This window comes from Ideonella lacteola (assembly GCF_038066555.1).
GTDB lineage: Bacteria > Pseudomonadota > Gammaproteobacteria > Burkholderiales > Burkholderiaceae_C > Ideonella > Ideonella lacteola.
The window spans coordinates 286,046-309,063 of the sequence record NZ_JBBUTG010000001.1 but is presented as its reverse complement, the minus strand read 5'-3'; the positions used below and the strand labels follow the sequence as shown (position 1 = coordinate 309,063).

19 protein-coding genes are annotated in these 23,018 nt (G+C 66.4%); 9 read left to right on the top strand and 10 right to left on the bottom strand.

Going from position 1 to position 23,018, the window contains the following annotated elements; genetic code table 11:
• Positions 1 to 485: 485 nt before the first annotated feature.
• From AACH06_RS01205 to AACH06_RS01185, 5 genes are all read right to left on the bottom strand, one after another.
• On the bottom strand, positions 486 to 3,239 hold the full coding sequence (locus AACH06_RS01205; RefSeq protein ID WP_341423761.1) for a hybrid sensor histidine kinase/response regulator: 2,754 nt from the start codon (positions 3,237 to 3,239) through the stop codon (positions 486 to 488).
• A 527-nt stretch (positions 3,240 to 3,766) separates the two neighbouring features.
• Complete coding sequence (clsB, locus tag AACH06_RS01200) at positions 3,767 to 5,140, bottom strand: cardiolipin synthase ClsB (protein ID WP_341423760.1); 1,374 nt, start codon at positions 5,138 to 5,140, stop codon at positions 3,767 to 3,769.
• The gene (locus tag AACH06_RS01195) at positions 5,137 to 5,907 is read right to left on the bottom strand and encodes an endonuclease/exonuclease/phosphatase family protein (RefSeq protein WP_341423759.1); all 771 of its coding nucleotides are present in this window, start codon (positions 5,905 to 5,907) and stop codon (positions 5,137 to 5,139) included. The genes clsB and AACH06_RS01195 overlap by 4 nt, the downstream gene beginning before the upstream one ends.
• A 90-nt stretch (positions 5,908 to 5,997) precedes the next feature.
• Positions 5,998 to 6,801 (bottom strand): alpha/beta hydrolase family protein, encoded by an 804-nt coding sequence (locus AACH06_RS01190; protein WP_341423758.1) that lies wholly within the window; start codon positions 6,799 to 6,801, stop codon positions 5,998 to 6,000.
• Entirely contained in the window at positions 6,788 to 8,023 is a 1,236-nt protein-coding gene (locus tag AACH06_RS01185) for a DUF3182 family protein (protein WP_341423757.1), read from the bottom strand. The genes AACH06_RS01190 and AACH06_RS01185 overlap by 14 nt, the downstream gene beginning before the upstream one ends.
• Before the next feature lie 651 nt (positions 8,024 to 8,674).
• On the opposite strand from AACH06_RS01185, the gene AACH06_RS01180 reads away from it, so the two are divergent.
• From AACH06_RS01180 to AACH06_RS01150, 7 genes are all read left to right on the top strand, one after another.
• Positions 8,675 to 9,346 (top strand): energy transducer TonB, encoded by a 672-nt coding sequence (locus AACH06_RS01180; protein WP_341423756.1) that lies wholly within the window; start codon positions 8,675 to 8,677, stop codon positions 9,344 to 9,346.
• Between the two features lie 108 nt (positions 9,347 to 9,454).
• Complete coding sequence (locus AACH06_RS01175) at positions 9,455 to 10,300, top strand: MotA/TolQ/ExbB proton channel family protein (protein WP_341423755.1); 846 nt, start codon at positions 9,455 to 9,457, stop codon at positions 10,298 to 10,300.
• 121 nt (positions 10,301 to 10,421) lie between these two features.
• Positions 10,422 to 10,850 carry an ExbD/TolR family protein gene (locus AACH06_RS01170; protein ID WP_341423753.1) on the top strand — a complete coding sequence of 143 codons (429 nt, stop codon included), beginning with the start codon at positions 10,422 to 10,424 and terminating at the stop codon, positions 10,848 to 10,850.
• A 12-nt stretch (positions 10,851 to 10,862) separates the two neighbouring features.
• On the top strand, positions 10,863 to 11,285 hold the full coding sequence (locus tag AACH06_RS01165; protein WP_341423752.1) for an ExbD/TolR family protein: 423 nt from the start codon (positions 10,863 to 10,865) through the stop codon (positions 11,283 to 11,285).
• Positions 11,286 to 11,441: 156 nt separating this feature from the next.
• Positions 11,442 to 12,659, top strand: coding sequence for a hypothetical protein (locus AACH06_RS01160; RefSeq protein ID WP_341423751.1), 1,218 nt, complete (start codon positions 11,442 to 11,444; stop codon positions 12,657 to 12,659).
• A 31-nt stretch (positions 12,660 to 12,690) separates the two neighbouring features.
• Positions 12,691 to 13,665: an MBL fold metallo-hydrolase gene (locus AACH06_RS01155; protein WP_341423750.1), complete on the top strand. Its 975-nt coding sequence runs from the start codon at positions 12,691 to 12,693 to the stop codon at positions 13,663 to 13,665.
• A 100-nt stretch (positions 13,666 to 13,765) separates the two neighbouring features.
• Complete coding sequence (locus AACH06_RS01150) at positions 13,766 to 14,572, top strand: SDR family NAD(P)-dependent oxidoreductase (RefSeq protein ID WP_341423749.1); 807 nt, start codon at positions 13,766 to 13,768, stop codon at positions 14,570 to 14,572.
• 43 nt (positions 14,573 to 14,615) lie between these two features.
• Here the strand turns inward: AACH06_RS01150 and eda are convergent, their stop codons facing one another.
• Both eda and edd read right to left on the bottom strand, forming a co-directional pair.
• Positions 14,616 to 15,242: a bifunctional 4-hydroxy-2-oxoglutarate aldolase/2-dehydro-3-deoxy-phosphogluconate aldolase gene (gene eda, locus AACH06_RS01145; RefSeq protein ID WP_341423748.1), complete on the bottom strand. Its 627-nt coding sequence runs from the start codon at positions 15,240 to 15,242 to the stop codon at positions 14,616 to 14,618.
• A gap of 68 nt (positions 15,243 to 15,310) precedes the next feature.
• Positions 15,311 to 17,134: a phosphogluconate dehydratase gene (edd, locus tag AACH06_RS01140; RefSeq protein WP_341423747.1), complete on the bottom strand. Its 1,824-nt coding sequence runs from the start codon at positions 17,132 to 17,134 to the stop codon at positions 15,311 to 15,313.
• A gap of 190 nt (positions 17,135 to 17,324) precedes the next feature.
• Between edd and AACH06_RS01135 the strand changes: the two genes are divergently transcribed.
• A complete protein-coding gene (locus AACH06_RS01135) occupies positions 17,325 to 17,963 on the top strand; it encodes a gamma-glutamylcyclotransferase (protein ID WP_341423746.1) in 639 nt (212 codons plus the stop codon).
• A gap of 20 nt (positions 17,964 to 17,983) precedes the next feature.
• On the opposite strand, the gene AACH06_RS01130 is transcribed toward AACH06_RS01135, so the two are convergent.
• On the bottom strand, positions 17,984 to 18,607 hold the full coding sequence (locus AACH06_RS01130) for a nucleotidyltransferase family protein (RefSeq protein WP_341423745.1): 624 nt from the start codon (positions 18,605 to 18,607) through the stop codon (positions 17,984 to 17,986).
• Between the two features lie 179 nt (positions 18,608 to 18,786).
• On the opposite strand from AACH06_RS01130, the gene pdxH reads away from it, so the two are divergent.
• Positions 18,787 to 19,425: a pyridoxamine 5'-phosphate oxidase gene (pdxH, locus tag AACH06_RS01125; RefSeq protein ID WP_341423744.1), complete on the top strand. Its 639-nt coding sequence runs from the start codon at positions 18,787 to 18,789 to the stop codon at positions 19,423 to 19,425.
• A gap of 32 nt (positions 19,426 to 19,457) precedes the next feature.
• Here the strand turns inward: pdxH and AACH06_RS01120 are convergent, their stop codons facing one another.
• On the bottom strand, positions 19,458 to 22,256 hold the full coding sequence (locus tag AACH06_RS01120; RefSeq protein ID WP_341423743.1) for a PAS domain-containing protein: 2,799 nt from the start codon (positions 22,254 to 22,256) through the stop codon (positions 19,458 to 19,460).
• 204 nt (positions 22,257 to 22,460) lie between these two features.
• Entirely contained in the window at positions 22,461 to 22,997 is a 537-nt protein-coding gene (gene msrA / locus AACH06_RS01115; RefSeq protein WP_341423742.1) for a peptide-methionine (S)-S-oxide reductase MsrA, read from the bottom strand.
• Between the last annotated feature and the right edge of the window lie 21 nt (positions 22,998 to 23,018).

The following is a 23,018-nucleotide window of genomic DNA, read 5'->3' as shown; positions in this document are numbered from 1 at the left end:
GTCGGCCGCCCCACCGCGCCCGGTGGATGTAACGCTCCTGGCGGAGGGCTTCATGGCGTGCCGCCGCAGTGCGCGGATGGATGGGGGATCATTATGAAACTCCGGCGGGAATCGCAGCGCCCAGCCGATGGAAAGCGCACTCGGCCAAGGCCCCTGACGCCAACGTGGTTTAAGGCACCGGGCGTGACGCCGGCGCCCCCTCCGGCACGCGCACCTCGGGCTGCTGCTCGGGGGCGGAGGTGGTCGGATGAGGGGTGGTGTGGGCCGGGTCAGAGGGCCGAGGAACATCGCCAGGGCGCCGATCGCATGCGGACAAGCAACCGGCAGCGCCGACCCATACGAGTGCGGCGGACCAGTGCGTGGCTCGAACAAAACTCGCAAATGATGGCAACACGGCGAATGCTCCGGTAGAAGGCACACAGTGGGGCAATTGACGTGCCTGAAACCGCGGCTTCATGGGGATCTCGGATGGCCGCGGCCCTGATTCAACCAAACAGCGCCACCAGTCGCTGGGGATCCACCGGCTTGGTCAGGTGATGGTTGAAGCCGGCTTCGATCGCGAGTTGACGGTCACTCTCCTGACCCCAACCGGTGATGGCAATGAGCAACGGGCGACACCCGCCCGGATGGCCCCGAATCGCCCGCGCCAGCTCGTAGCCATTGCGGCCGGGCATGCCAATGTCGAACAGGCAAATGTCGGGATCGAACTGCTGCCAGACCTGCAAGGCCTCGTTGCCATCGAAGCTCAACCGTGTTTCATGCCCATCGAGTTGCAGCAAGGCGGCCAGGCTGTCGGCCGCGTCGCGGTTGTCATCGGCAATCAAGACCCGGCGCGGCGCAGACACGGGCGAACTCGGCTGAGACACCGCCGGCGCGACGGCGGGCGCCGCTTCGCCAATCGGCAGGCGCACGGTGAAGGTGCTGCCCGCGCCAGCACCCGCGCTGCGCACCGCGATCGATCCGCCATGCAACTCGACCAGACCTTTCGACAAGGCCAGGCCGATGCCCAGCCCGGCGCTGGATCGCTCCGCAGACGAATGCAGTTGAGAAAACATGCGGAACACCTCGGGCAGCGCGCCTTCGGCGATGCCGATCCCGTCGTCGCAGACGTCGATCAAGATGTCGGTGCCCTGGCGTTGCGCCACCAGGCGGACGTGACCGCCGCGATCGGTGTACTTGGCCGCGTTGGTGAGCAGGTTGGCAATGACCTGTGCGATGCGCAGAGGATCGGCCTCGAGGTACACCGGCACCGCCGGCAGCTCGACGACCAGCTCGTGCGCCATCGCATCGATGGCGGGCTTGGCCGTTTCGACCGCGCTGGCCACCACCGCGGCGAGCTCGGTTCGCGTCTTTCGAAGCGACAGTACGCCGCGCGTGATCCGCGACACGTCCAGCAGGTCGTCCAGCAACAGTGCCATGTGCTGCACCTGGCGCTCGATGACCTCCTGACTCCAGCGCTTCTGCGCCTCGGTGGCCTCGGCGGACGAGGACAGGCGCGCTGCTTGGCGAATAGGTGCCAGCGGATTGCGCAACTCGTGGGCCAGCGTAGCGAGGAACTCGTCCTTGCGGCGATCGGCATCGCGCAGCAGCTCTTCGTGCTTCTTTCGATCGGTGATGTCGTTGAACCACACCGCCACTGAACCGCGCATCGGTGACGCGATGCAGTGGACCCACCCGTTGTGCCCGTGCAGCTTGGTGCGGGCCTCGAACTCGCGCGTGATGCCATCGCGCGCCACGGCGACGTAATTCTGGAAAGCCTGGCCAGCGGTCCACCGCTGCGGGAGGACATCGGTCATCGGGTGCCCCAGCAGCTCGTCGGGTTGGCGCTGCAACGCCTGGGCAGCGGCGCGGTTCATGTAGTTCCAGCGGAAATTGACGATCTGGCCCTGGTCGTCGTGCATCGGCGACAGCACGATGAAAGGAACCGCCGATGTCTCCAGCACTGCCCGGAACCGCCCTTGCGATTCTTCGAGCGCAGCCTGCGCGCGCGCCCGCTCGCAGAAGACGGCGGCCTTGCGTGCGCAGATGTCGGCCAGCGCGCGCTCCCGCTCGGTGGGCTCGCGGGGGTGGTCCAGGTGCACAGTGATGGCGCCAAGCACTTCGCCCCTCTGGCTGAGCAGTGGCGTGGAATGCACCCCACGAAAGCCCTCTCGTCGGGCCAGATCGCGATAGGCGGCGAACCGCTCATCCTCTTCGATGTCGGCCACCACCACCCGCTCGCGCTGCGCGCACGCCACGCCGCTCGCGCCCTCGCCCATCGGCATGCTGCCCAGGCGGAAGACCGCTTCGGGCCCGAGGCCGATGCTGGTCTCGAGCTTCAGCAGGTGGTCTGTGGGGTCCAGCAGTGACACCAGCCCGCGCCCGCATCCATGGAAGTGGGCCACGGTGACGAGGATCATCTGCAACTGCTCGCGCAGCGTGGCAGCGTCCAGCAGGTGGGTGCCGAGCTCATGCAACTGATCGAGGTCGTCCACCTGCTGGCTGAGCTCAGCCTTGGCGTGCGTCAGCTGCGAATCGATGGCCTTGCGCTCGGTGATGTCGACACAGGCGCCTCGAAGTCGCACCGCGCGATCTTCCGACCACGTGATATGCACCCGAAGCAGCAGCCACAAGGGTGTGCCATCGGCCTGCAGGACACGAACCTCGCGCTCATAGCCACGCGAGCGCGCCCGAAACTTTTCCACCAGGTAGCGACGACTTTGAGCCAGCAGGTCGGGTGGCGTGCGGGCGAGCCAATCGGCCAGGGGCACCGCGCTTGACGAGACGGGCAGGCTCACCAAACGGGCCAAGGCGGGTGAGACGTAGGCCAGCTCGGCCACCAGATCGATGTCGAACACGCCGATCCCGGTGCCCTGGATGGCCATCACCAACCGCTCTTCGGCGGCGAACGCACGCGCACCGGTGCGCCGCATCGACGAACCCAACTCCGACAGCATGGCGCCAAACGCGCAGAACAGCAGCAGGGTCAGCCAATCAGCGGGGTTGGCTGACGCACCATCCCCACCCACCAATGGCAGCCACATGGCCGCGCTGATGATGCCGCCCGCCAAAGGCAGCAGGCCAGGCCCGCGCCCGCCGACCGCCGCGGCCAAGGCCACCGCAGGCAAGAAGGCGATGTAAGGCTCCCTCTGGCCAAGCCAGGGCCGCAACATCCACTGCAAGGCGAATGCCAACAGCGTGACAAGCACGGCCACGATGTAGCCGCGCATGGATGAGAGCGAGAACCGGCGAACAGGCATGAATGGGCGAGGTCACGCAGAGGCGGGAGGCCCGCCAGCCTCTCACCGCATGCGGAACCGACATGGACACGGCGAGCGAGCCACGCGGGCACGGGCCGATTCAGTATCGATCGAAGGGACGAACAACGTCGGTCATGACATGAGTAACACGCAGGATTTGACCGCGCCGGTCATCGCAGAAATGATCAACGCCTGACGGCTGTGCGCCGCGCGTGCGGCGATGCGCCCGCCCGTTCTGACCCATTGCAGTCTGTGCGCATGGTGGCGCCGTCTGGAGACTGCAGAGGTTGCCACTCTGTGCCGACCGCTTCCGCTGGGGCAGCAGCAGTCAGCAGGTCGTGGGCCGGGGGCGTCCCGCCGTAGAACCAAAGGCAGGCGCCTTCGCCATGGTCATCGTCGCACATGCGTACCTCACATCTAAGAGTCGAGATGCGGCGCGCGTCACCGGCACGCCAGCGTCGTGTCGGGCTGGCAACTTTCGATCCCGCCGCCCGCCAGCGGCAAACGACATAAGTGATGGCCAACCATCACAATCGACCAGGGGCCACCAATCGTGACGCCGGGAGACTTGCCGCGGTCGATGGGCTTCGCGGTGCGGAGCCCGGCGACGCTGTGGCGGCCCCACGCGGGCCCGACGGATCGCGATCCACCGCGACGGAATCCATCGACTCGAGGCGTGGCCTGTGCGTGGGCAGGCGCGAAGCCCATACCGGGAAGCGCCGCAAGAAGTGGAAGACGAAGAAGCCGCGCAATTGCGCCCACCAAGCCCAATGTGATTTGCCATCGGCCTGGACCTGCGTGCAACTGTGCTCGATGAGATGCTCGAGTCGGGCTCGAAGGTGTCTGGCGAAGGGCCGATCACGCAGCACCACGTTCGCCTCGAGGTTCAGCGAAAGGCTCAATGGGTCGAGGTTGCTCGATCCCACCGTGGACCACTCGTCATCGATCACGGCCACCTTGCCGTGCAATGGGCGTTCGCAGTACTCGTAGATCTTCACGCCCGCTTTGATGAAGTAGTCGTACAGCGTCGAAGCAGCGGCGCGCGCGATCGGCACGTCCGGCTCGCCTTGCAGGATGAGCGTCACCTCCACGCCGCGCCGCGCCGCACGTCGCAGCTCACGCAGCAGGCGATAGCCAGGAAAAAAGTAGGCGTTGGCGATCAGTACCCGCTCGCGGGCCCGGCGTATGGCCACTCGGTAGTAACGCTCGATGTCGTTGGGATGCTGCACGTTGTCGCGGCGCACGAAGAGGGCCTCTGCGCCACCCGCGGGCGCCGCAGAAGCGGACGCTGATGCCAACAACGATCCATTGGTGCGCCCAGGCCCCCACCAGGCCCCTCGCCAGCGCGACGATGCGCTCGGCCTGCGCGCCGCTTCGTCGGCATCAGCGACTGGCCTGCCCACCGTGGCTCGGGCGAAACGATGGATCTCGTCCACGATCGGGCCGACCAGCTCGACCGCATAGTCCTGCTTGGCCTGCGGGCCGAAGTCTCCGAGGTGATCGGCCGAATAGTTGATGCCGCCGACAAAGGCCCGCTCGGCATCCACGACGACGATCTTGCGGTGCATGCGCCGCAGCACATTGAAGCGCAGGCCGAACACCCGGACGGCCGGATCGAAGGTGTGGACGCGCACGCCCGCGGCGACGAGACGGCTGATGTAGTCGGCGCTCAGGTCGGCCGAGCCGAATCCATCAATGAGCACATCGACCTGCACCCCTCGCCCAGCCGCTTCGATCAACGCTTGATGCAGTGCCCACCCGACCTTGTCTTCGAAGACGATGAAGGTTTCCAGCAGCACCTCGCGGCGAGCGTGGCGAATGGCGTCGAAAACAGCCGGGAAAAAGGCCTCGCCGTTCTCCAGCAAGTCGACCCGGTTGCCGGGGTACCAAATGTTCTTCACAGCACGATCTCCGCGGCCAGTGGGGCATGGTCGGACAAGTGCGACCACGGGAAGCGTGGCAGCACGATGGGTTGGTGCCGCTGAACGCCACGCACATAGATGCGATCCAGCGGCAAGAGCGGCCAGCGGGCCGGGAAGGTCCGCGCGGCGCGACCGTGCGCCTGTACGAAGACCTCCTCCAGGCCCGCACAGCGGTCCAGAACGAGGTGGGCACGATTGCGCCAATCGTTGAAGTCCCCGGCCACCAGCAGCGGCGTCTGTGAGGGAACCTCGTGGCTCACGATGCGACACAGTTGTTGAAGCTGGCGGCGCCGGTGGGACTCGGCCAAGCCCAGGTGCACGCTGATCGCATGCACCGGCACTGCGATGCCCGGCACATCGAGCGCACAGTGCAGCAGGCCGCGGGCCTCGTGGTCAGGAACCGACACGTCGTGGTTGATCTGCGCCACGATCGGGTACTTCGACAGCACGGCGTTGCCATGGTCGCCGTTCTGGTACACGGCATTGCGGCCGTAGGCGAACTGCGGCCAGATCTCGTCGGCAAGGAATTCGTAGTGTGGCGCCTGCAGACCCATGGGACCGTGGAGATCGCGCGAGGCATACCGGCCCTGCACCTCCTGGAGGAAGACGACGTCAGCATTCACCGCCCGCACCGCGTCGCGCAACTCGGGCAGCACGAAACGGCGATTGAGCAAGTTGAACCCTTTGTGTGTGTTGACCGTCAGCACACGCAGCGCCACGGCTTCTGAAGAAATGACCATCGACATGCCGCTTTTGTAACTTCGGCTGCCGGGCCCTCCTGTAGGAATGCGCCACCTGACACTGACGGTCGCTGCCGCAAACCCAGCCGCCGAAACTCAACGTGACAGCGGGGGCGTTTCGGGGTGCGCGGCCGGTTCGTGCTCGGGCGACACCACCACGCCGCGCCGGGCGCCGTGGATCATCTCTTTCAGCCACGCCACCAGCACTTTGGTGTACGCACGCTGATCACCTTCCTGGGTCAGGCCATGGTCGGCCCCGTCCAGGCAACGGTAGGTCAGCGATCGGGCGTGGGTGGCCGCTTCGCGGTAGCTGGAGAGCACGGTGCGCGGGATGATCGTGTCCTGCTCGGACTCGATGAGCATGATGTCGCCGCCGAACGTCTGCACCGCCTGCAGTGCGCGGTTCTCGCTGGCCAGCACCAGGCGCTGGCGGTAGGTGCGCAGATCCTGGTCCTGGTGCAATTGCAGCTTCGGGCTCTCCCAGCCCGAATCGATGTACAGCGCAGGCGCCCGAAGCGCCAGCCATTTCACCGGCCGCAATGACGTGAGGATCGCGGCCAGATAGCCCCCGTAGCTGCTGCCGACCACCGCAATCGCTGCCGGATCGACATGCCGCCGATGAACAAGGGTGTCGTAAGCGGTCAGCAAATCTTGCAGGTTATTTGCCCTTGACACGGTGGCGAACTGCCGCTTCGTGAGCGCGTGGCCGCGCAAGTCGAACGTGAGGCACACGCAGCCGAGGGCCGCCACATCGCGCGCCCGGGACAGGTACTGCGACTGACTGCCCCCCCAGCCGTGCACGAAAAGCACCCCGGGAATCAAGGTACCCGGGGTGACAAAGGTGCCCGCGATGTCGACCCCGTCGACCGAGATCTGGATGGATTCTTCAAGCGTCGACATCCAACTCCACCCGCGCGTACTTGACCAACCGGCGGCCGTGGCCATCCGGACCATCGTAGAGAACCCAGGCCCCCGGCGGCGGCACCACTTCGTCGGCATACACCTCGGTCGTAGAGGCACGCACCCGCCGCAGCGAAGGATCGCCCGCGAAAGCCTGGAGCGCAACGGCCTCGGCACCGCTCGCGCCGCCAATGCGCCAGGATTGCTCCAGCACGCCTGACAGCATCTGGCCATGGTCATCAAGCCCCTGCGCAATGTCGTAGTTGCAACGAGAGGCGAAGAATCCCGGGAAGCAATCCAGCGCAGCCTGATGGAACTGAAGGGCTTGCTCGACCGCACGGCGAACGTTCGGCTGAAGTCGCTCCTGCAACAAGGCGTCGAAGCCACCGCGGCAGACCTCCAGCTGCGAGCCGCCATAGACCTCATGGCCCACGTGGTTGAGGGTGAGGCCTTGCGTGCCCACATAGGCGGCCACCTGGTCGCCCACCATGACCTGGCCCACGCTCAAGGTGCTGACCTCGCGCAGGTTGCGCTCCAGCACCAAGCCGTGTCGTGCCAATTGGTCGTCGCTCCAATCGGCCAGGTGCGACTCCAGGTCGTCCAGACTCTGGATGACCCACTGACCCAGGCCCCCTACGCCGGCGGGGTCCTTCAACCGAACACTGCCCCCGGCCAGCAGGCGCCCAGCGGCTGCCCGAGCATCTTCCGCACTGAAAACGGAGTAACCCGGCAGCACGGCATCACGAATCCGTGAACCATGGGCCGGTGACCACCCGGGCGGCGCCGGCGCCAGCGGCTCGACCAGCGGGTGCGAAATGACCTTGGTGGCCACGAATGGATGAGGCACCACGCCACCGAAGAGGTGCTCGGGGCGGGTGATGCCCCAACGCTGCGCTTCGTCTGTGGTGAGGGTCTGGGTCGGCACCAGATAGCGGGCCCCCTCGGCCCAGGCCTCCCCGCTGCCCTGCCCAGGCGTCGCCGGCACCTGATCCACCCCGTCGACGAAATCGCACCCAAGCAATCGGGCAATCGCTTGAGCGACAGTGCGTTTGGAGCTGGCATCGTGGTCCAGCGGGCCTGAATTCACCTTCGAGCACTGGAACGCCACCACCTTGCGCGTGACCACGCCGGGGACGTCATCCACACGGATGGCTTGGGGCGGGCTACTGCTGTCCCAGACATGGTGTTGCGGGGCACTCGGGGCGGCAAGGATGGCGAGCATGGCGGCTCCTGTGGATGGCGAGTTGAATCGACTCCCCCTGCGGACACCAATGAAGCACACCGCGGGAGGCTTTGCGCAGCGTAGGCAGTCCACCGCTAGCGCGGTGTCAGCAGCCGGCGCAAGCCCGTGTAGGAACAGGACGGGGCGCCGAGCCCGTCCCATCAACGGCGCGCTCCGGCCTGCGCGCCACCTCGGGGTAATCCCCAGTCTCGTGCGCACCGTAAAGAGGCGCACAGGAAGCAGCCCGCTGATATAGTCCGCGCGATTGAATTGACGCGCTTGCGCGGCTTATCGCCTGCTCAAGTTGCGATAGATCCCAAGAGGTCGAAACCCAGGTTTCGACCTTTTTTCGTTTCTGGCCTGCCGTAACCGCGCTGTACCTTCCCCACGCTCAGATTTGATGCCCGCAAGCCCCGCATCGGTGCCTGATGCCCGTGCTTGCGGCAGGCCCCCCTTTTGCTTTGCAACACTCGGTCACGGCCGCGAACTGGAACATTCCATGCGGCAAACATCCAGTTTCAGCCGTGAATCATTAGGGTGAAGCCTATATCGATCGAGATTAACTCCGCGCTATAGTCGTTGATCCTGTGGCCCATAGAGGCTACGTTGATGACGAAAACAGCGCCTCACTTCGGCGACTGGAGGAAACGAGTGGACTACGCAGAAGCGCAGCGCAACCCCGGCAAACATTCTGTCGGGCTGAGCGTTGTCATCGTGCTGCACGTGCTACTGGGCTATGCGCTCGTCAGTGGCTTGGCACGCAGAGTGGTCGATGTGGCGCTGAAGCCCGTCGAGACCAAGATCATCGAGGAGGTGAAGCCTCCGCCTCCGCCGCCGCCGGAAAACCTGCCGCCGCCGCCGAAGACCATGCCGCCTCCGCCGGTGTGGATGCCGCCTCCGGAAGTGCAGGTGGCCACGCCGCCGACGCCCACCCCGACCATCACACCGACCACCACGGTGGCCCCGCCGCCCACCGCGCCCGCGCCTCCGCTGCCGGTCGCGCCGGCAGCGCCTCCGGCCCCGCCGCGAGTGGCTCGTCCCGCACAGATCGATTTCAGCAACTGCGAGAAGCCCGAGTACCCCGCCGCCGCACGCCGTGCCGAAGCCTCCGGTGTCACCCGGGTCCGCTTCAGCATCGACGAGACCGGCCACGTGGTGAAGGCCGAGATCACAGGCTCTTCGGGTTCTTCCCGCGAGCATCGTCAGCTGGACAAGGTGGCCGTTGAAGCGCTCAGCCAATGCCGCTTCAAGCCCGGCACCGACGAGAACGGCAAGCCAGTTGGCGCCTTCTCGAACGTCGAGTACGTCTGGAAGCTGGACTGATCCCGTCACACCGCTTCCGACCCCATCCCATTCAGTTCATTCACAAGGCGCAGATCGCTGCAGTTCGGTAGAAGCTGCGCCACCGACCCCTTGCCCCCTGGAGGAAACATGTCTCTGATGAAAATCGTGCGCGCCCCGTTCCTGGCCGCCTGCATTGCCCTGCTGGGCGCCGTCGCGATCACCCCGGTGGACGCGCTGGCCCAAGAAGCCGCTTCTGCACCGGCCGCCGCCGCGCCGACCGACGTCACCGCCCCTGCCCCCGGTGGTGTCGCCACGCCCGAAATGAAGAAGGAAACCATCGACAACCCGTACGGCCTCGAAGCCCTGTGGACGCAGGGTGACTTCGTGGCCCGCGGCACGCTGATCATCATGATCATCATGTCGATGGGCAGCTGGTACATCATCTTCACGAAGCTGTGGGAACAGTCCAAGCTGATGAAGAGCGCCAAGGCCGCTGCTGAAACCTTTTGGACCGCCGGTTCGGTCAAGAAGGGTGCCGAGACGCTGGAAGAGTCGAGCGCCTTCCGCTACATCGCTGAACAAGGTCTGAAGGCCGCTGACCATCACGAAGGCAGCCTGGTCGAGCAGATCGACCGCCACACCTGGATTGGCATGAGCGTGCAGCGTTCGGTGGACAACATCAACAGCCGCCTGCAAGACGGCCTGGCCTTCCTGGCCACCGTGGGCTCCACCTCCCCGTTCGTCGGCCTGTTCGGTACCGTTTGGGGTATCTACCACGCCCTGACGCAGATCGGTATCTCTGGCCAGGCTTCGATCGACAAGGTTGCCGGCCCGGTGGGTGAAGCGCTGATCATGACGGCCTTCGGTCTGGCAGTCGCGGTGCCCGCGGTGATGGGCTACAACTGGCTGATCCGCCGCAACAAGGGTGCCATGGAGCGCGTGCGCGCCTTCTCGGGCGACCTGCACAACGTTCTGCTGGCCGGCAAGCGCTGATGAGGGTTTGGCGCCGTCAGCCGACGGCGCCCCGCAGGCGGAAGATCACACCCGACTTCCGCCCGCGGATGGCAGAGCTGAAGCCTGCCTTCCCGAATTGCGATAGAGCGAAGGATTCGACATGGCCATGAGCGTAGGCGCCGCAGACGGCGACGAAGAGCAGATGAACTCGTCCATCAACACCACACCCCTCGTGGATGTGATGTTGGTGCTGCTGATCATCTTCCTGATCACCATTCCCGTGGTCACCCAGTCGGTGCAGTTGACGCTTCCCAAGGAAATCAACGTCCCCACCCAGACCAAGCCGGAGAACATCCTGCTGGCGGTGAGCAAGGACGGTGATGTCTACTGGAACACCAAGAAGATGCCCGACATGGAAGCCCTGGTCGAGGCGCTGAAGAAGGAATCGATCAAGGAACCCCAGCCCGAAGTGCACATCCGCGGTGACGAGAACGTGCGCTACGAGTCGGTGGGCCGCCTGATCGTAGCTGCTCAGCGCGCGGGTATCGCGAAAGTCGGGTTCATCACTGAACCGCCGGCCAAGAACTGAAAGGACTCCATCATGGCAATGAGCGTTGGCTCCGCCGGTGAAGACGACATGATGGTGGAGATGAACACCACGCCGTTGATCGACGTGATGCTCGTCCTGCTGATCATGTTCATCATCACGATCCCCGTGCAGACGCACGCGGTGAAGATGAACATGCCGCAAAACAACAGCACGCCGCAGACCAAGCAGCCTGAGGTTGTCCGCATCGACGTCGACTTCGACGGCACGATCAACTGGAACGGTGAGCTGGTGCCCAACCGTGCGGACCTGCAGGCCCGCCTGTACCGCACCTCGCTGATCCCTGATCAGCCTGAAGTGCACCTGAAGCCGAACAAGCTGGTCACGTACAAGTACGTGGCGATGGTGATGGCCGAGGCGCAGCGCCTGGGCGTTACAAAGATCGGCATTGTCGGTAACGAACAGTTCGCAAACTGAACGTCGTCGCCCAAGATCAGTCTCAGCCGGGGATCGGCCGTCAGCGGTTCGGTCCCCGTTTGCGTTTGAATCAGGGCTGATTCTCATGGCGAAGGCATGCAACGAGCTGCCCCGCCTTCTCATCAGGCCCAAGGCGACCTCTCTCCAATCGGATCCATGTCTATGAAATCCCTGCGTGCCCTGACCCTGGCCCTGGTGGCCGCTGGCTGCCTGACCGTGGCCCACGCCCAGAACGTTCGCCCTGAAGTGGGCAAGCCGCTGCAAGCCGCCAGCGAACTGCTGCGCGCCGGCAAGGCACGCGAAGCGCTCGCCAAGGTGCGCGAAGCCGATGGCGTGGGTGGCAAGACGGCCGCCGAGCAGCTGATGATCGACCGCATGAAGGGCGCCGCAGCCCAACGCGCCGGTGACAACGGCACGGCCATCCAAGCGTTCGAATCGGTCTTCAACTCGGGCAAGCTCAGCGGCTCAGAGCAGGCACAGGTCGCCGAAACGCTGGCGTTTGCCTACTCGCAGCAACGCGACAACGCCAAGGCCACCCAGTGGGCCAACAAGGCCCAGCAGCTCGGTGCGAGCAGCCCGCAGCTGAAGCAATTGCAGGCCTATTTGCAATCGCAGAGCGGTGACTACGCCGCCATCGCCAAAGACTCGGCCGCCGCCGTGTCGGCCGCCGAACAAGCCGGCCGCCGTCCCGCTGAAGACGACCTGCTGCGTCTGGCAGACGCTTACCAGCGCACCAACGCCAACGCCGCGCAAAGCGCGACGTTGGAGAAGCTGGTCTCCTACTACCCCAAGAAGGAGTACTGGAGTGCCCTGCTCGGCCGCCTGCCACGCAAGCCCGGCTTCTCCGACCGGTTTTCGCTCGATGTGATGCGCATGAAGCTGGCCACCGGCAACCTGTCGAAGACCGAAGAGTTCATGGAGATGGCCCAGCTGCTGCTGCAAGACGGCTACGCCGCCGAAGCCAAGACCATCGTCGACAAGGGATTCGCGTCGGGCGCGCTGGGCACGGGCGCCGAAGCCGAACGGCACAAGCGTCTGCGCGACCTGGCCATCAAGCAGGACGCCGAAGTCCGCGCGAACATGGAGAAGAACATCGCCGCCGCGACCGCCGCCAAGGATGGCAACGAGCTCGTGCGCATCGGCAGCGTGCTCGCCAGCATGGGCCAGGCCGAGCAAGGTGCCACGCTGATCCAGCAAGGCATCGCGAAGGACGCGCTCAAGCGGCCTGAGGACGCCAAGCTGCGACTGGGTCAGGCCCTGGCGGCCAATCCCAAGACCAAGGCCAAGGGCCAGCAGACGCTGCGCAGCGTGCAAGGCACGGATGGCGCAGCCGATGTCGGCCGCCTCTACGCCATCCTCGCCGGCCAGCAGTAAGCCGGTCTCGCGCGGCGGGAGGCCTCTCACCATGGATGCACCCGCCGCCGACATCATCCAGCCGCTGGGTCATGGCATCTTCGCCATCGACACCGGCTTCCAAAGGCCGCGCTTCGACGCGGCCTATTTGTTGGTGGATGGCGGTCGTGCCGCCTTCATCGACACCGGAACTCGCCACGCACTGCCTCGGCTGCTGTGCGCCCTGAGCTGGGTTGGCCTGGGCCCGGAGGCGGTGGACTGGGTCATACCTACCCACGTTCACCTCGATCACGCCGGCGGCGTCGGGCCGCTGATGCAGGCCCTGCCCCAGGCGCGGTTGATGGTTCATCCCCGAGGCGCCCGCCACATGATCGATCCCAGCGCCCTCTACCAGGGGGCACTGGCGGTCTACGGCCAGGCGGAAATGGACCGGTCATATGGTGAGTTGATGGGCGTGGACGCCGCCCGCGTCGACACCAGCGTGGACGGCATGCCGCTCCAAGTGGGCGACCGCACCCTCACGCTGATCGACACGCCCGGGCACGCCCTGCACCACCATTGCATCTGGGACCCGGTGTCCCGCGGCTGGTTCACCGGCGACACCTTCGGCATCTCGTACCGCGAGCTGGACAGCCCCACCGGTGCGCCGTGGATCTTTCCCACGTCGACCCCCGTGCAGTTCCAGCCAGATGCCTTGCGTGAATCGGTCCAACGCCTCCTGGCCGCCCAACCCGACGCCGTCTACCTCACCCACTACGGTCGACTCGGCGACGTACAGGGCCTGGGCGTGCAACTGCTCGGCCTGCTTGACCAGGTGCAAGCGCTGGACCTGACCTCGGCCGACGCGGCGACCGATAGCCCTTCGAGGCACACCGCGTTGCGGGATGGCCTGAAGAAGCTGTACATCGGCAGCCTGCGACAGCACGGCTGCATGCTGACCGACGTCGCCATCGCCGACGCGCTGGCCATCGACATCGAGCTCAACGCACAAGGCATGGGCGTCTGGCTCGACCGCCAGAAGCGATGACACGGCGGCGCCTGGGCGCCCCGCTAAACTCCTTCGCCTCATCTTCCGCAGGCCCTACTTTGCGGCCCTACTTTGCGGCCCCTATTCGCAGCCTTTCGTCATGCACACCAGCGCCTCTGCCGCCCCGCTCCAATTCGGTCTGGCCCACCGTGTCTACGTGGTCACGGGCGCTGCCCAAGGCATTGGCGCCGCCTGTGTCGAGCGCCTCGTGGCGGAAGGTGCCCAGGTTGCGCTGTGGGACGTGAATGTCGCAGCAGCGCAAGCCTTGGCTCAGCGCCTGCGGGAAGCAGGCGGGCGTGTCGAAGCCATGCCCTGCAACGTGGCTCGCCAGAACGAGGTGCACGCCGCGCTGGCCGCCACGGTGCTGGCCTTTGGTCGCGTGGATGGCCTCGTCAACAACGCTGGCATCTTCAAGGCGGCTGATTTCCTGGAGGTGACCGAGGACGACTGGGACGCCGTCATCAACGTCAACCTCAAAGGCGCTTTTCTTGTGGGCCAGGCGGTCGCGCAGCAGATGGTTCGCCAAGGGCAAGGTGGCGCGATCGTCAACATGTCATCGGTCAACGGCTCCATGGCCATTGCCAGCATCGCCAGCTACAACGCCAGCAAGGGTGGCATCAACCAACTGACCCGCGCAATGGCGCTGGCATTGGCCGACCATCAGATCCGCGTCAACGCCGCGGCGCCGGGCACCATCGGCACCGAACTGGCACGCGAGGCGGTCCTGACGAGCGATGAGGCCAAACAGCGGATCCTCGGCAGAACACCGATGAAGCGCCTGGGTGAGCCCAGCGAAGTGGCGGACGTGGTGGCCTTCCTGTTGAGCGATGCCGCCCGCTACATGACGGGCGAGATCGTGCACATCGACGGCGGACGCCTGGCGCTGAACTACACCGTGCCGGTCTGAGCGAGCGACGCGGCCACCTCGATCGGCGGCCGACGTCAACCCATCAACGCCGCAGCGCCGCCGCTTCGGCCGCCAGCTGAGTGATGCGTGCCCAGTCGCCGCTGCGCACCGCGTCCGCCGGCGTCAGCCATGAGCCACCGCACACCTTCACATTCGGCAGTGCGAGGAAATCCGGTGCGCTCTGCAGGGTGATGCCACCGGTCGGGCAGAACGCCACATCCGGGAACGGCCCGCTCAAGGCCTTCAGCATCGGGATGCCCCCCGCCGCAGTGGCCGGAAAGAACTTCAGGAACGACAGGCCATCGGCCTGGGCTGCCATCACCTCACTGGCCGTGGCAACCCCGGGCAGCAGCGGCAGACCCACTTCGCGGCACGCTGCGCCGACCTCTGCGGTGTAGCCGGGGCTGACCCCGAAGACCGCCCCGGCTTGCTTGGCGGCCCGCGCATCCGCCGCCGAGCGGATCGTGCCCGCGCCGACGACCGCGCCGGCCACTTCGCGCGCCATCGCCTCGATGGCCGCCAAGGCCACCGGCGTGCGCAGCGTCACCTCCAGCACTTTCACGCCGCCCTCGACCAGCGCGCGCGCCAACGGCACCGCGTCTTCGAGACGCTCGATGACGATGACGGGGATGACGGGGCCATGGCTGGCCAGTTCGAGTGTGTTCAACATGTTCAGCGATCCAATCGATCAAAAGCGGGTGTCATCTCGCTCGGACGGCGGCAACCGCCCGAGGCGCCTCAGAGCCAGGTGCAGGCGCCCTCTTCGGCACTGTTCACGTTGCGACGCAGCCCAGCGAAGAGTTCGCGGCCCAGGCCGTGGGCGTGCTCTTGCGCCATGGCCTCGCTGCGCGCCGCGGGCTGGCGGCCTTCCCATTCGGCGGCTGGCACCAGTGCGCTCAACGTACCGGCCGTCGCATCCAGCCGAATCAGGTCGCCGTCGCGAACCTTGCCCAGGGGGCCACCGGCCAAGGCTTCGGGGCTCACATGAATGGCGGCCGGCACCTTGCCCGAGGCGCCGCTCATGCGCCCGTCGGTCACCAGCGCCACACGGAAGCCCTTGCCCTGCAGCACGGCCAGCGGGGGCGTGAGCTTGTGCAGCTCGGGCATGCCATTGGCGTGAGGCCCCTGGAAGCGCACGACGACAACGACATCGCGGTCGAGCTCACCGGCCTTGAACGCCGCATGCAGTTCGTCCTGGCTCTCGAACACGCGGGCCGGCGCTTCCACCACATGGCGGTCCTCCGGCACCGCCGACACCTTGATCACGGCGCGGCCCAGGTTGCCCTGCAACAAGGCGAGCCCGCCGGTGGGCGAAAACGGCTGCGCTGCCGGCCGCAGCACGCTCGAATCGCCGCTCTCAGCCGGCAGTGGTTGCCACTGCACCCGGTCGTCCGCCAGCTGCGGTTGCTGCGCGTAACGGGCCATGCCGCCCTCCGCCACGGCGGCTGCATCGGCGTGCATCAGGCCAGCCCCCATCAGCTCGCGCAGCACGTAGGCCGGGCCACCGGCGGCCTGGAACTGGTTCACATCCGCCGCGCCGTTCGGATAGACCCGTGCCAGCAGCGGCACCACCGACGACAGCTCGGAGAAGTCGTTCCAATCGATGAGGATGCCGGCCGCGCGGGCCACGGCCACCCAGTGGATCAGGTGGTTCGTCGAGCCGCCCGTGGCCAGCAGCGCGACCATCGCGTTGACGATGCTGCGCTCGTCGACCAGATGGCCGATCGGCAAATCGCGCTGCCCCGGACGCAGGCTCAGCGCGGTGGCCACCGCCTCATCGGTCAAGGCCTCACGCAGCGGCGCGTGAGGGTGAATGAACGCCGCGCCCGGCACATGCAGGCCCATCGCCTCCAGCAGCATCTGGTTGGAGTTGGCCGTGCCATAGAAGGTGCAGGTGCCGGCCGAGTGGTACGCCGCCTGTTCCGCCTGCAGCAGCTCGGAGCGGCCCACCAGCCCTTGCGCCGCCTGCTCGCGAACCTTCGCCTTGTCGCTGTTCGACAGGCCCGAGCCCATCGGGCCCGCCGGTACGAAAACGCAGGGCAGGTGACCGAAATGCAGTGCACCGATCAACAACCCGGGGACAATCTTGTCGCAGATGCCCAGCAGCAATGCCACATCGAACACATCGTGCGACAACGCGATCGCGGTGCCCATGGCGATGGTGTCTCGCGAGAACAGGCTCAGCTCCATGCCCGCATAGCCCTGGGTCACGCCATCACACATGGCCGGCACGCCGCCGGCCACCTGGGCGGTGGCGCCGAGGCGATGCGCCGTGGCGCGGATCTGCGCCGGGTAACTTTCGTAGGGCTGGTGCGCCGACAGCATGTCGTTGTAGGCGGTGACGATCCCGATGTTGGGCGCCTTCTCGGCCACGATGCGCAGCTTGTCTTGGCCCGGCAGCGCCGCGAAAGCGTGGGCGACGTTGGCGCATCCCATGCGATCGGCACCACGTGGGCGTTGCCGCAACGCATCCACCTGCTTCAGATAGGCCTGGCGGGTGGCGGCACTGCGATCGCGGATGCGTTGGGTGACCTGGACGAGCACGTTGTTCAGAGTTGTCATGGCGTGGCGGCAGACAGTGATCGCTGCGATGTAACTTGTCGGTCGATTATCAGGTAACTTGGTTACATGGTCAAACCAAGATGCAAGCCTGCGTCGGCGACACGGGCTGGTGGCGCCGGCCATGCGGCAGATGCCGCGCCTGCCCCTGGCCTGCTCGCTCTGCCATCGTGCCAAGCTCTAGACTTGCGCCATGGACCATGAAGCGCTGATGCTGCGCGACCCGGCGCCATTGCTGGACCTCACCCTGCGCGAATGGGGCGGTCAAAGGCCGTTGTGGATCTTCGGCTACGGCTCTTTGCTGTGGCGGCGCGAGTTCGAGGTGGATGCCGAAGCCCCGGCGCAAGTGCACGGCTGGCACCGGGCGTTTCGAATGCGCTCGCGCGTCAACCGCGGAACACCGGAACAACCGGGCCTCGTGTTCGCGCTGATGGCCGGCGGATCGTGCCGTGGCGCGGTCTTTCGCATCCCCGCGCAACGCGCCGAGGTCGAACTGCGGCAGCTCTGGCAGCGCGAGATGCCCACCGGCGTCTACGACCCTCGCTGGCTCCCTTGCCGGACACCCGACGGACCGATCCAGGCCTTGGCCTTCACCCTTCACCGCCGCAGCCCGGGCCACACCGGGCGGCTGGCGGATGGCCAGATGCGACACATCCTCACCCACGCACGGGGGCGCTACGGCAGCACGCTGGATTACTTGCGTGAAACCGCGATGGAACTTCGGCGGCGCGGCATCCATGATCGCGAGGTGGAACGCCTGTTGAGACTGGCGCCCGGCACGCCGCCGCCGGCTCCTGCCGCCGGTCGCTCATCGTCAGACCCCTCTGGCTGATCGACAGCCGTGGCCTTTGATCAAGCCTGTGGTGTCGGGGCCTTCGTGGCGAGCAGCCGATCTTTGAGTGCGGCGAAATCTGCCTCAGTGTCCATGTCGAGCAACACACCGGGGTCACCCACCTCCACCGCCTGAGCAGGAAATCGCGCCAGGATTCGACGCGCACCCTCGTCGCCCCCCAGGCGCACCAGCTCGGAAAAGAGCTCGCCGCCGAAGGCGACGGGGTGGCCGCGGCGACCTTGGTACTGCGCGTACGCCACGGGATGAGGCCCGAGACCCGCCGCCACCGCTGCCATGGTGGCGGGCCGCACCAGAGGCATGTCGGCCGGCAACACCAGCCATCCGCCTGCCCCGGGCCTTGCGGCCACACCGGCCGCAATGGAATCGCCCATGCCCCCCGGCGCCACGCCATCGCGTTCGCCCAGGACCACGATGTCGCGCGTGGCCACCAGCCCCGCGGCCTCCTCAGCAAAGCGCGACGTAGTGACCACGAGCACGGGCAGTCCGCTGGCCAGGGCATGGCGCACGGTGCAGGTGAACACGCTGTCATCGCCATCGAACGGCTCGGCCAGCTTGTGGCGCGCGCCGGTATACCGGCTGCCCTGCCCGGCGCCCAGCACGATGATCGTCGGTGGGGTCTTCATTCGTTGGCCATCCCTCGAGGCGACTGTGGGCCTCGCCCAATCGAAAGTTGTAGTGGTCTCATCCCCATGCGGCCGGTCTTCACGACGGTGGTCTGCGGGACATGGCTCAAGGATGGGAGCGATGCGGCAACGGTTCCAGTGGGACGATCACCTAAGGCCTAGCCCCTACACTGCATGGCATGGACGATCTGGCCTCACTGAGAAAGAGCTACGAACGTGCGGAGCTCGACGAAACTGCCTCGGCCCCTGAACCGTGGCAGCAGTTTTCCACGTGGCTGAACGAAGCCATCACCGCCCAGGTGCCCGAGCCGAACGCCATGACGCTCGCCACCGTGGGTGCCAATGGCCGCCCCTCTACGCGCATTGTGCTGATCAAAGGCTTCGACCCTCGCGGGGTGGTGTGGTACACGAACTACGACAGCCGCAAGGGACAGGAGTTGGCGCTGCATCCGTTCGCCGCGCTGCAGTTCCATTGGGTCGAACTCGAACGCGTGGTTCGCATCGAAGGGCGGGTCGAAAAGGTGAGTGATGAAGAGTCGGACGCCTACTTCAAGTCGCGCCCATTGGACTCTCGCCTCGGGGCCTGGGCCTCGCCCCAAAGCCAGGTGATCAGCTCGCGCGCGGTGCTCGTGGCCAATGCCGCGAAGGCCGCGGCACAGCATGGGCTTCATCCGTCCCGGCCACCTCACTGGGGCGGCTATCGCCTGCTGCCAGAGCAATGGGAGTTCTGGCAAGGGCGCAAATCTCGCCTGCACGATCGGCTGCGCTATCGGCTGGAGGATGGCGGCCAGTGGGTGCGCGAGCGCCTCGCCCCCTGATCCTGCGATCTCCCTGGTGGTTCAGGCTCGGCTCAGGCGCGGCCCAGCCGGTGGGCCAGGGCATCCATGTCGGCCAGGAACTGCTGCAGATTCAGCGGCTTCGTCCAATATTCATTGAAGCCCGCAGACAGCGCCTGCGACACGTCTTCAGGCATCGCATTGGCTGACAGCGCCACGAAGCGACAAGCTGCCAGCACCGGCTCGCGGCGCAGAATGCGCATGACCTCGATGCCGTTCATGTCTGGCAACTGCAGGTCGAGCAGCACCAGATCGGGCAGGCACACCACAGCTTGCGCGATGCCGGAGCGCCCGTCCGGCGCGCTGTCGAGATGGATATGGGGCCGCAGTGCGAGCATTTCGCGCACCAGCATCTCGTTGACCGGGTTGTCCTCGATGTAGAGCACGCGCACCGTGGGCTGCTCGGCGGAGAGGGCTGGCGATGCACGCGCGCTGACGGGCAGGGGCACGGGCAGGGAGGCCTGCAGGTCTGCCGCGGTGGGCGGTGCGGTGGGTGGTGCGGTGGGCGGTGGCTCCTGCGGGGACAGGACAGCTTGGGCTGCGGGAAGCCTCACCACGAAGCGGCTGCCGGATCCGGGCTCGCTCTCTACCAGCAACTCGCCCCCCATCACATCGACCAACTGCCGAGCGATGCTGAGGCCGATGCCAGTGCCGGGAATGCCCTCTCGCTCCGCCCCCAGGCGGTTGAAGGGCTCGAACAGGCGCTCGCGCTGCGAAGCAGACAGGCCCCGGCCCGTGTCCTGCACGACAAGGTCCCACGCCGGGGCGCCACGCATCTCGGCGGCTTGCACACCGAGCCGCACCTGACCACCCGCCTGGTTGTACTTGATGCCATTGGTCAGCAGGTTGATGAGCACCTGCCCGAGGCGCCGTCCATCGGCCCAGACCGTCGCCTCGCCCGTCACATCGGCCGTCACGAGTTGCACCTTCGACTCAGACGCCAGCGGCGCCACCCAGGGCAATGCCTCTTGAACCACAACGGCCAGGCTCAGCGCTTGAAGGTCCGTCGCCCGGCCGCCCTGGTCAGCACGCGACAGCTCGAGCAAGTCGTCGATCAAGCCGAGCAAATGCTTGCCGGCAGACCGGATGCGCGCCAGCCGCTCGGCCTGCACATCGGGCAGCGACGCATCGTGCGCCATCAGATCGGCAAACCCCAAGACCGCGTTCATCGGCGTGCGCAGCTCGTGGCTCACCCGGGCCATGAGCTCAGACTTCGCGGCGCTGGCCTGTTGCGCCCGATCTCGTTCACGCGCCAATTCCTCCACGCGGCGCCGCTCCGTCACGTCGACCGTGACCCCGACCACCAGCACCGAATGCCCCTGCGCATCACGCACCGCGCGCCCGGTGCTCGACAGCCATCGCCGAGTACCGTCGGGCCGCGTGATCTCGAACTCGAACGTCAGGCCATCCCCCGTGTCCGCGCAGTGGCGCAGGTGGCGCATTGCCTCTGCCTCGTCCTCCGGGTGCATGGTCAAGCGGATCAACTCCTGCAGCGGCCGCGGGTCGTCCACGTCCAGGCCGCGCAGGCGGTACATCGTCGGGCTCCAGTAGACGGGCAGGCCGTCGGATGCCCGTCGCTCCCACACGCCGATGCCGGCCGCCTCGATCGCAAACTGATCGCGCTGCCGCTCCAGCTCGGCCCGCTGCTCGGCGCGACGCCGCTCGGTGATGTCGACATGGATACCCAGGGACACGCGGTGCCCGTGGCGCATCAGCCGCCGAGTCCAGGACTGAATCCAGCGCTCGCTGCCGTCGGGCGCGAGCGTGCGAAAGGTGACATCGGAGGCGGGTGTCCACTGGTGGTAGTGCACCTCTTGCCGCGCCGACATCCAACCTCGATCTGCCGGATGGACATGGCGACTGATCCACTCGTCCAGGCTGGGCGGGCCTTCGCTGGGCAAGCGGTGATGCATGCGGTACATCTGCTCGTCCCATTCGAAGACGCCGGCGTCCAGGTCGCGCCACCAAAAGCCGACGCCGATGGTCTCCGCCACCATCTGCATGCGTTCCAGCAGAGACAGCGAACGCTCGCGCTCCCGCACCAGCTCGCTCACATCCAGCGACATGCCGCGAAGCGCCACCACGCGGCCTTGCTCATCGAGCATGCGGTAGCGGCGAGTCAGCAGGTGCTTGTAGTCGCCGTCGGCGTTGCGGTAGCGCGCCACGGCATCCACCAAGCGGTCGCTCTGCCGCGCCTCCTCGGCCGCGCGCTCGATCAGGCCCCGATCCTCAGGATGGATGGCCGCTCGCACGTCATTCAGCGGAACACCGTCGGGGCGCCGATCAACACCGAGGATGCGGTAGCCCTGCCGGCTGTAGAACACACGATCGGCTGCCAGGTCGAGGTGCCACAGTGAAATGCCGGCCATCTCCAGGCCGCGCCCGACCACGCTTTCGTGCTCCCACAACTCGCGGTAGGCATCGACGGCGTCTGTGTCATCGACGACCAAGGTCCAGTGCGGCCCGGCGTCGCCCTCGGCCAACGGTACATCGAGCCATTGCAGGTGCCGTACCGAGCCATCCAGCCTCAGGATGCGGCACCGGCATTCGTGCGCCAGCGTCAACCCCGGCTCATCGGCCCCAAGCTGCCACCGTTGCCATGCCTCGCGGGCACGATGGGCGTCTTCGGGGTGGAGTCTTGCGAACAATCCTCCCGCCGGCACGCCGGCGGCGGGGTTGGCGGCGAGGATGCGGAACAGCCCGTCGTCCCACGCTTCACGGCCCTCGGCATCGCGCCAAAAACGGCCCAGCCGCCCGGCGGCTTTCAGCCGAGCCTGAGCATCAGGCTCCGGGGCCGGGGAGGCGTCGATCATGAACAGCAGGCTGCCGTGTCAAGACGGTTGTCGGTGACCCTGGGCAGAGTGTAGCGGTGGGCTGGCAGCCCGGGGGCGGCCTTGAAGCCGCTCACCCGTCGCACGACTCTGCGACACGCGCGCGTCGAACGAACTCAGCACCTAGTGGCCGCGGGCCACAGGATGTGGGGGCTCCGACGCAGCCTGGCCGCGCTCACGGCCGGACTAAGCCGACTTCAAAAGGCGCCGAAACGTGTGCCTGAACTTCTCGACTTTCGGCGCGACCACCACGGCGCAATAGCCCTGGCCGGGATGCTGTGCAAAGTAGTGCTGGTGATAGTCCTCGGCGCGCCAGTAGTTGGACACCGGTTGCAGCTCGGTCACCACGCGATGGCCGGTCGCCGCATTCACTTCGGCCAGCACCTCACGTGCCAATTCAGCCTGCTTCTCATCGTGGGTGTAGATGCCCGAACGGTACTGCGGCCCCACGTCATTGCCTTGGCGGTTCAGCGAGGTCGGATCGTGGATGCTGAAGAACACCTCCAAGATTTCGCGCAGGCTCACGACCGCAGGATCGAACTCGACACGAACCACTTCGGCGTGGCCGGTATCGCCCTCGCACACTTGCTCGTAGCGGGGGTTCACCACCTGGCCGTTGCTGTAGCCCGATTCGACGGTAACAACACCGCGCACCTGCTCATATACGGCTTCCAGGCACCAGAAGCAACCACCGCCAAGCGTGATGGTTTCCGTGCGGATCATGGCGTTCTCCTACGTCATCGG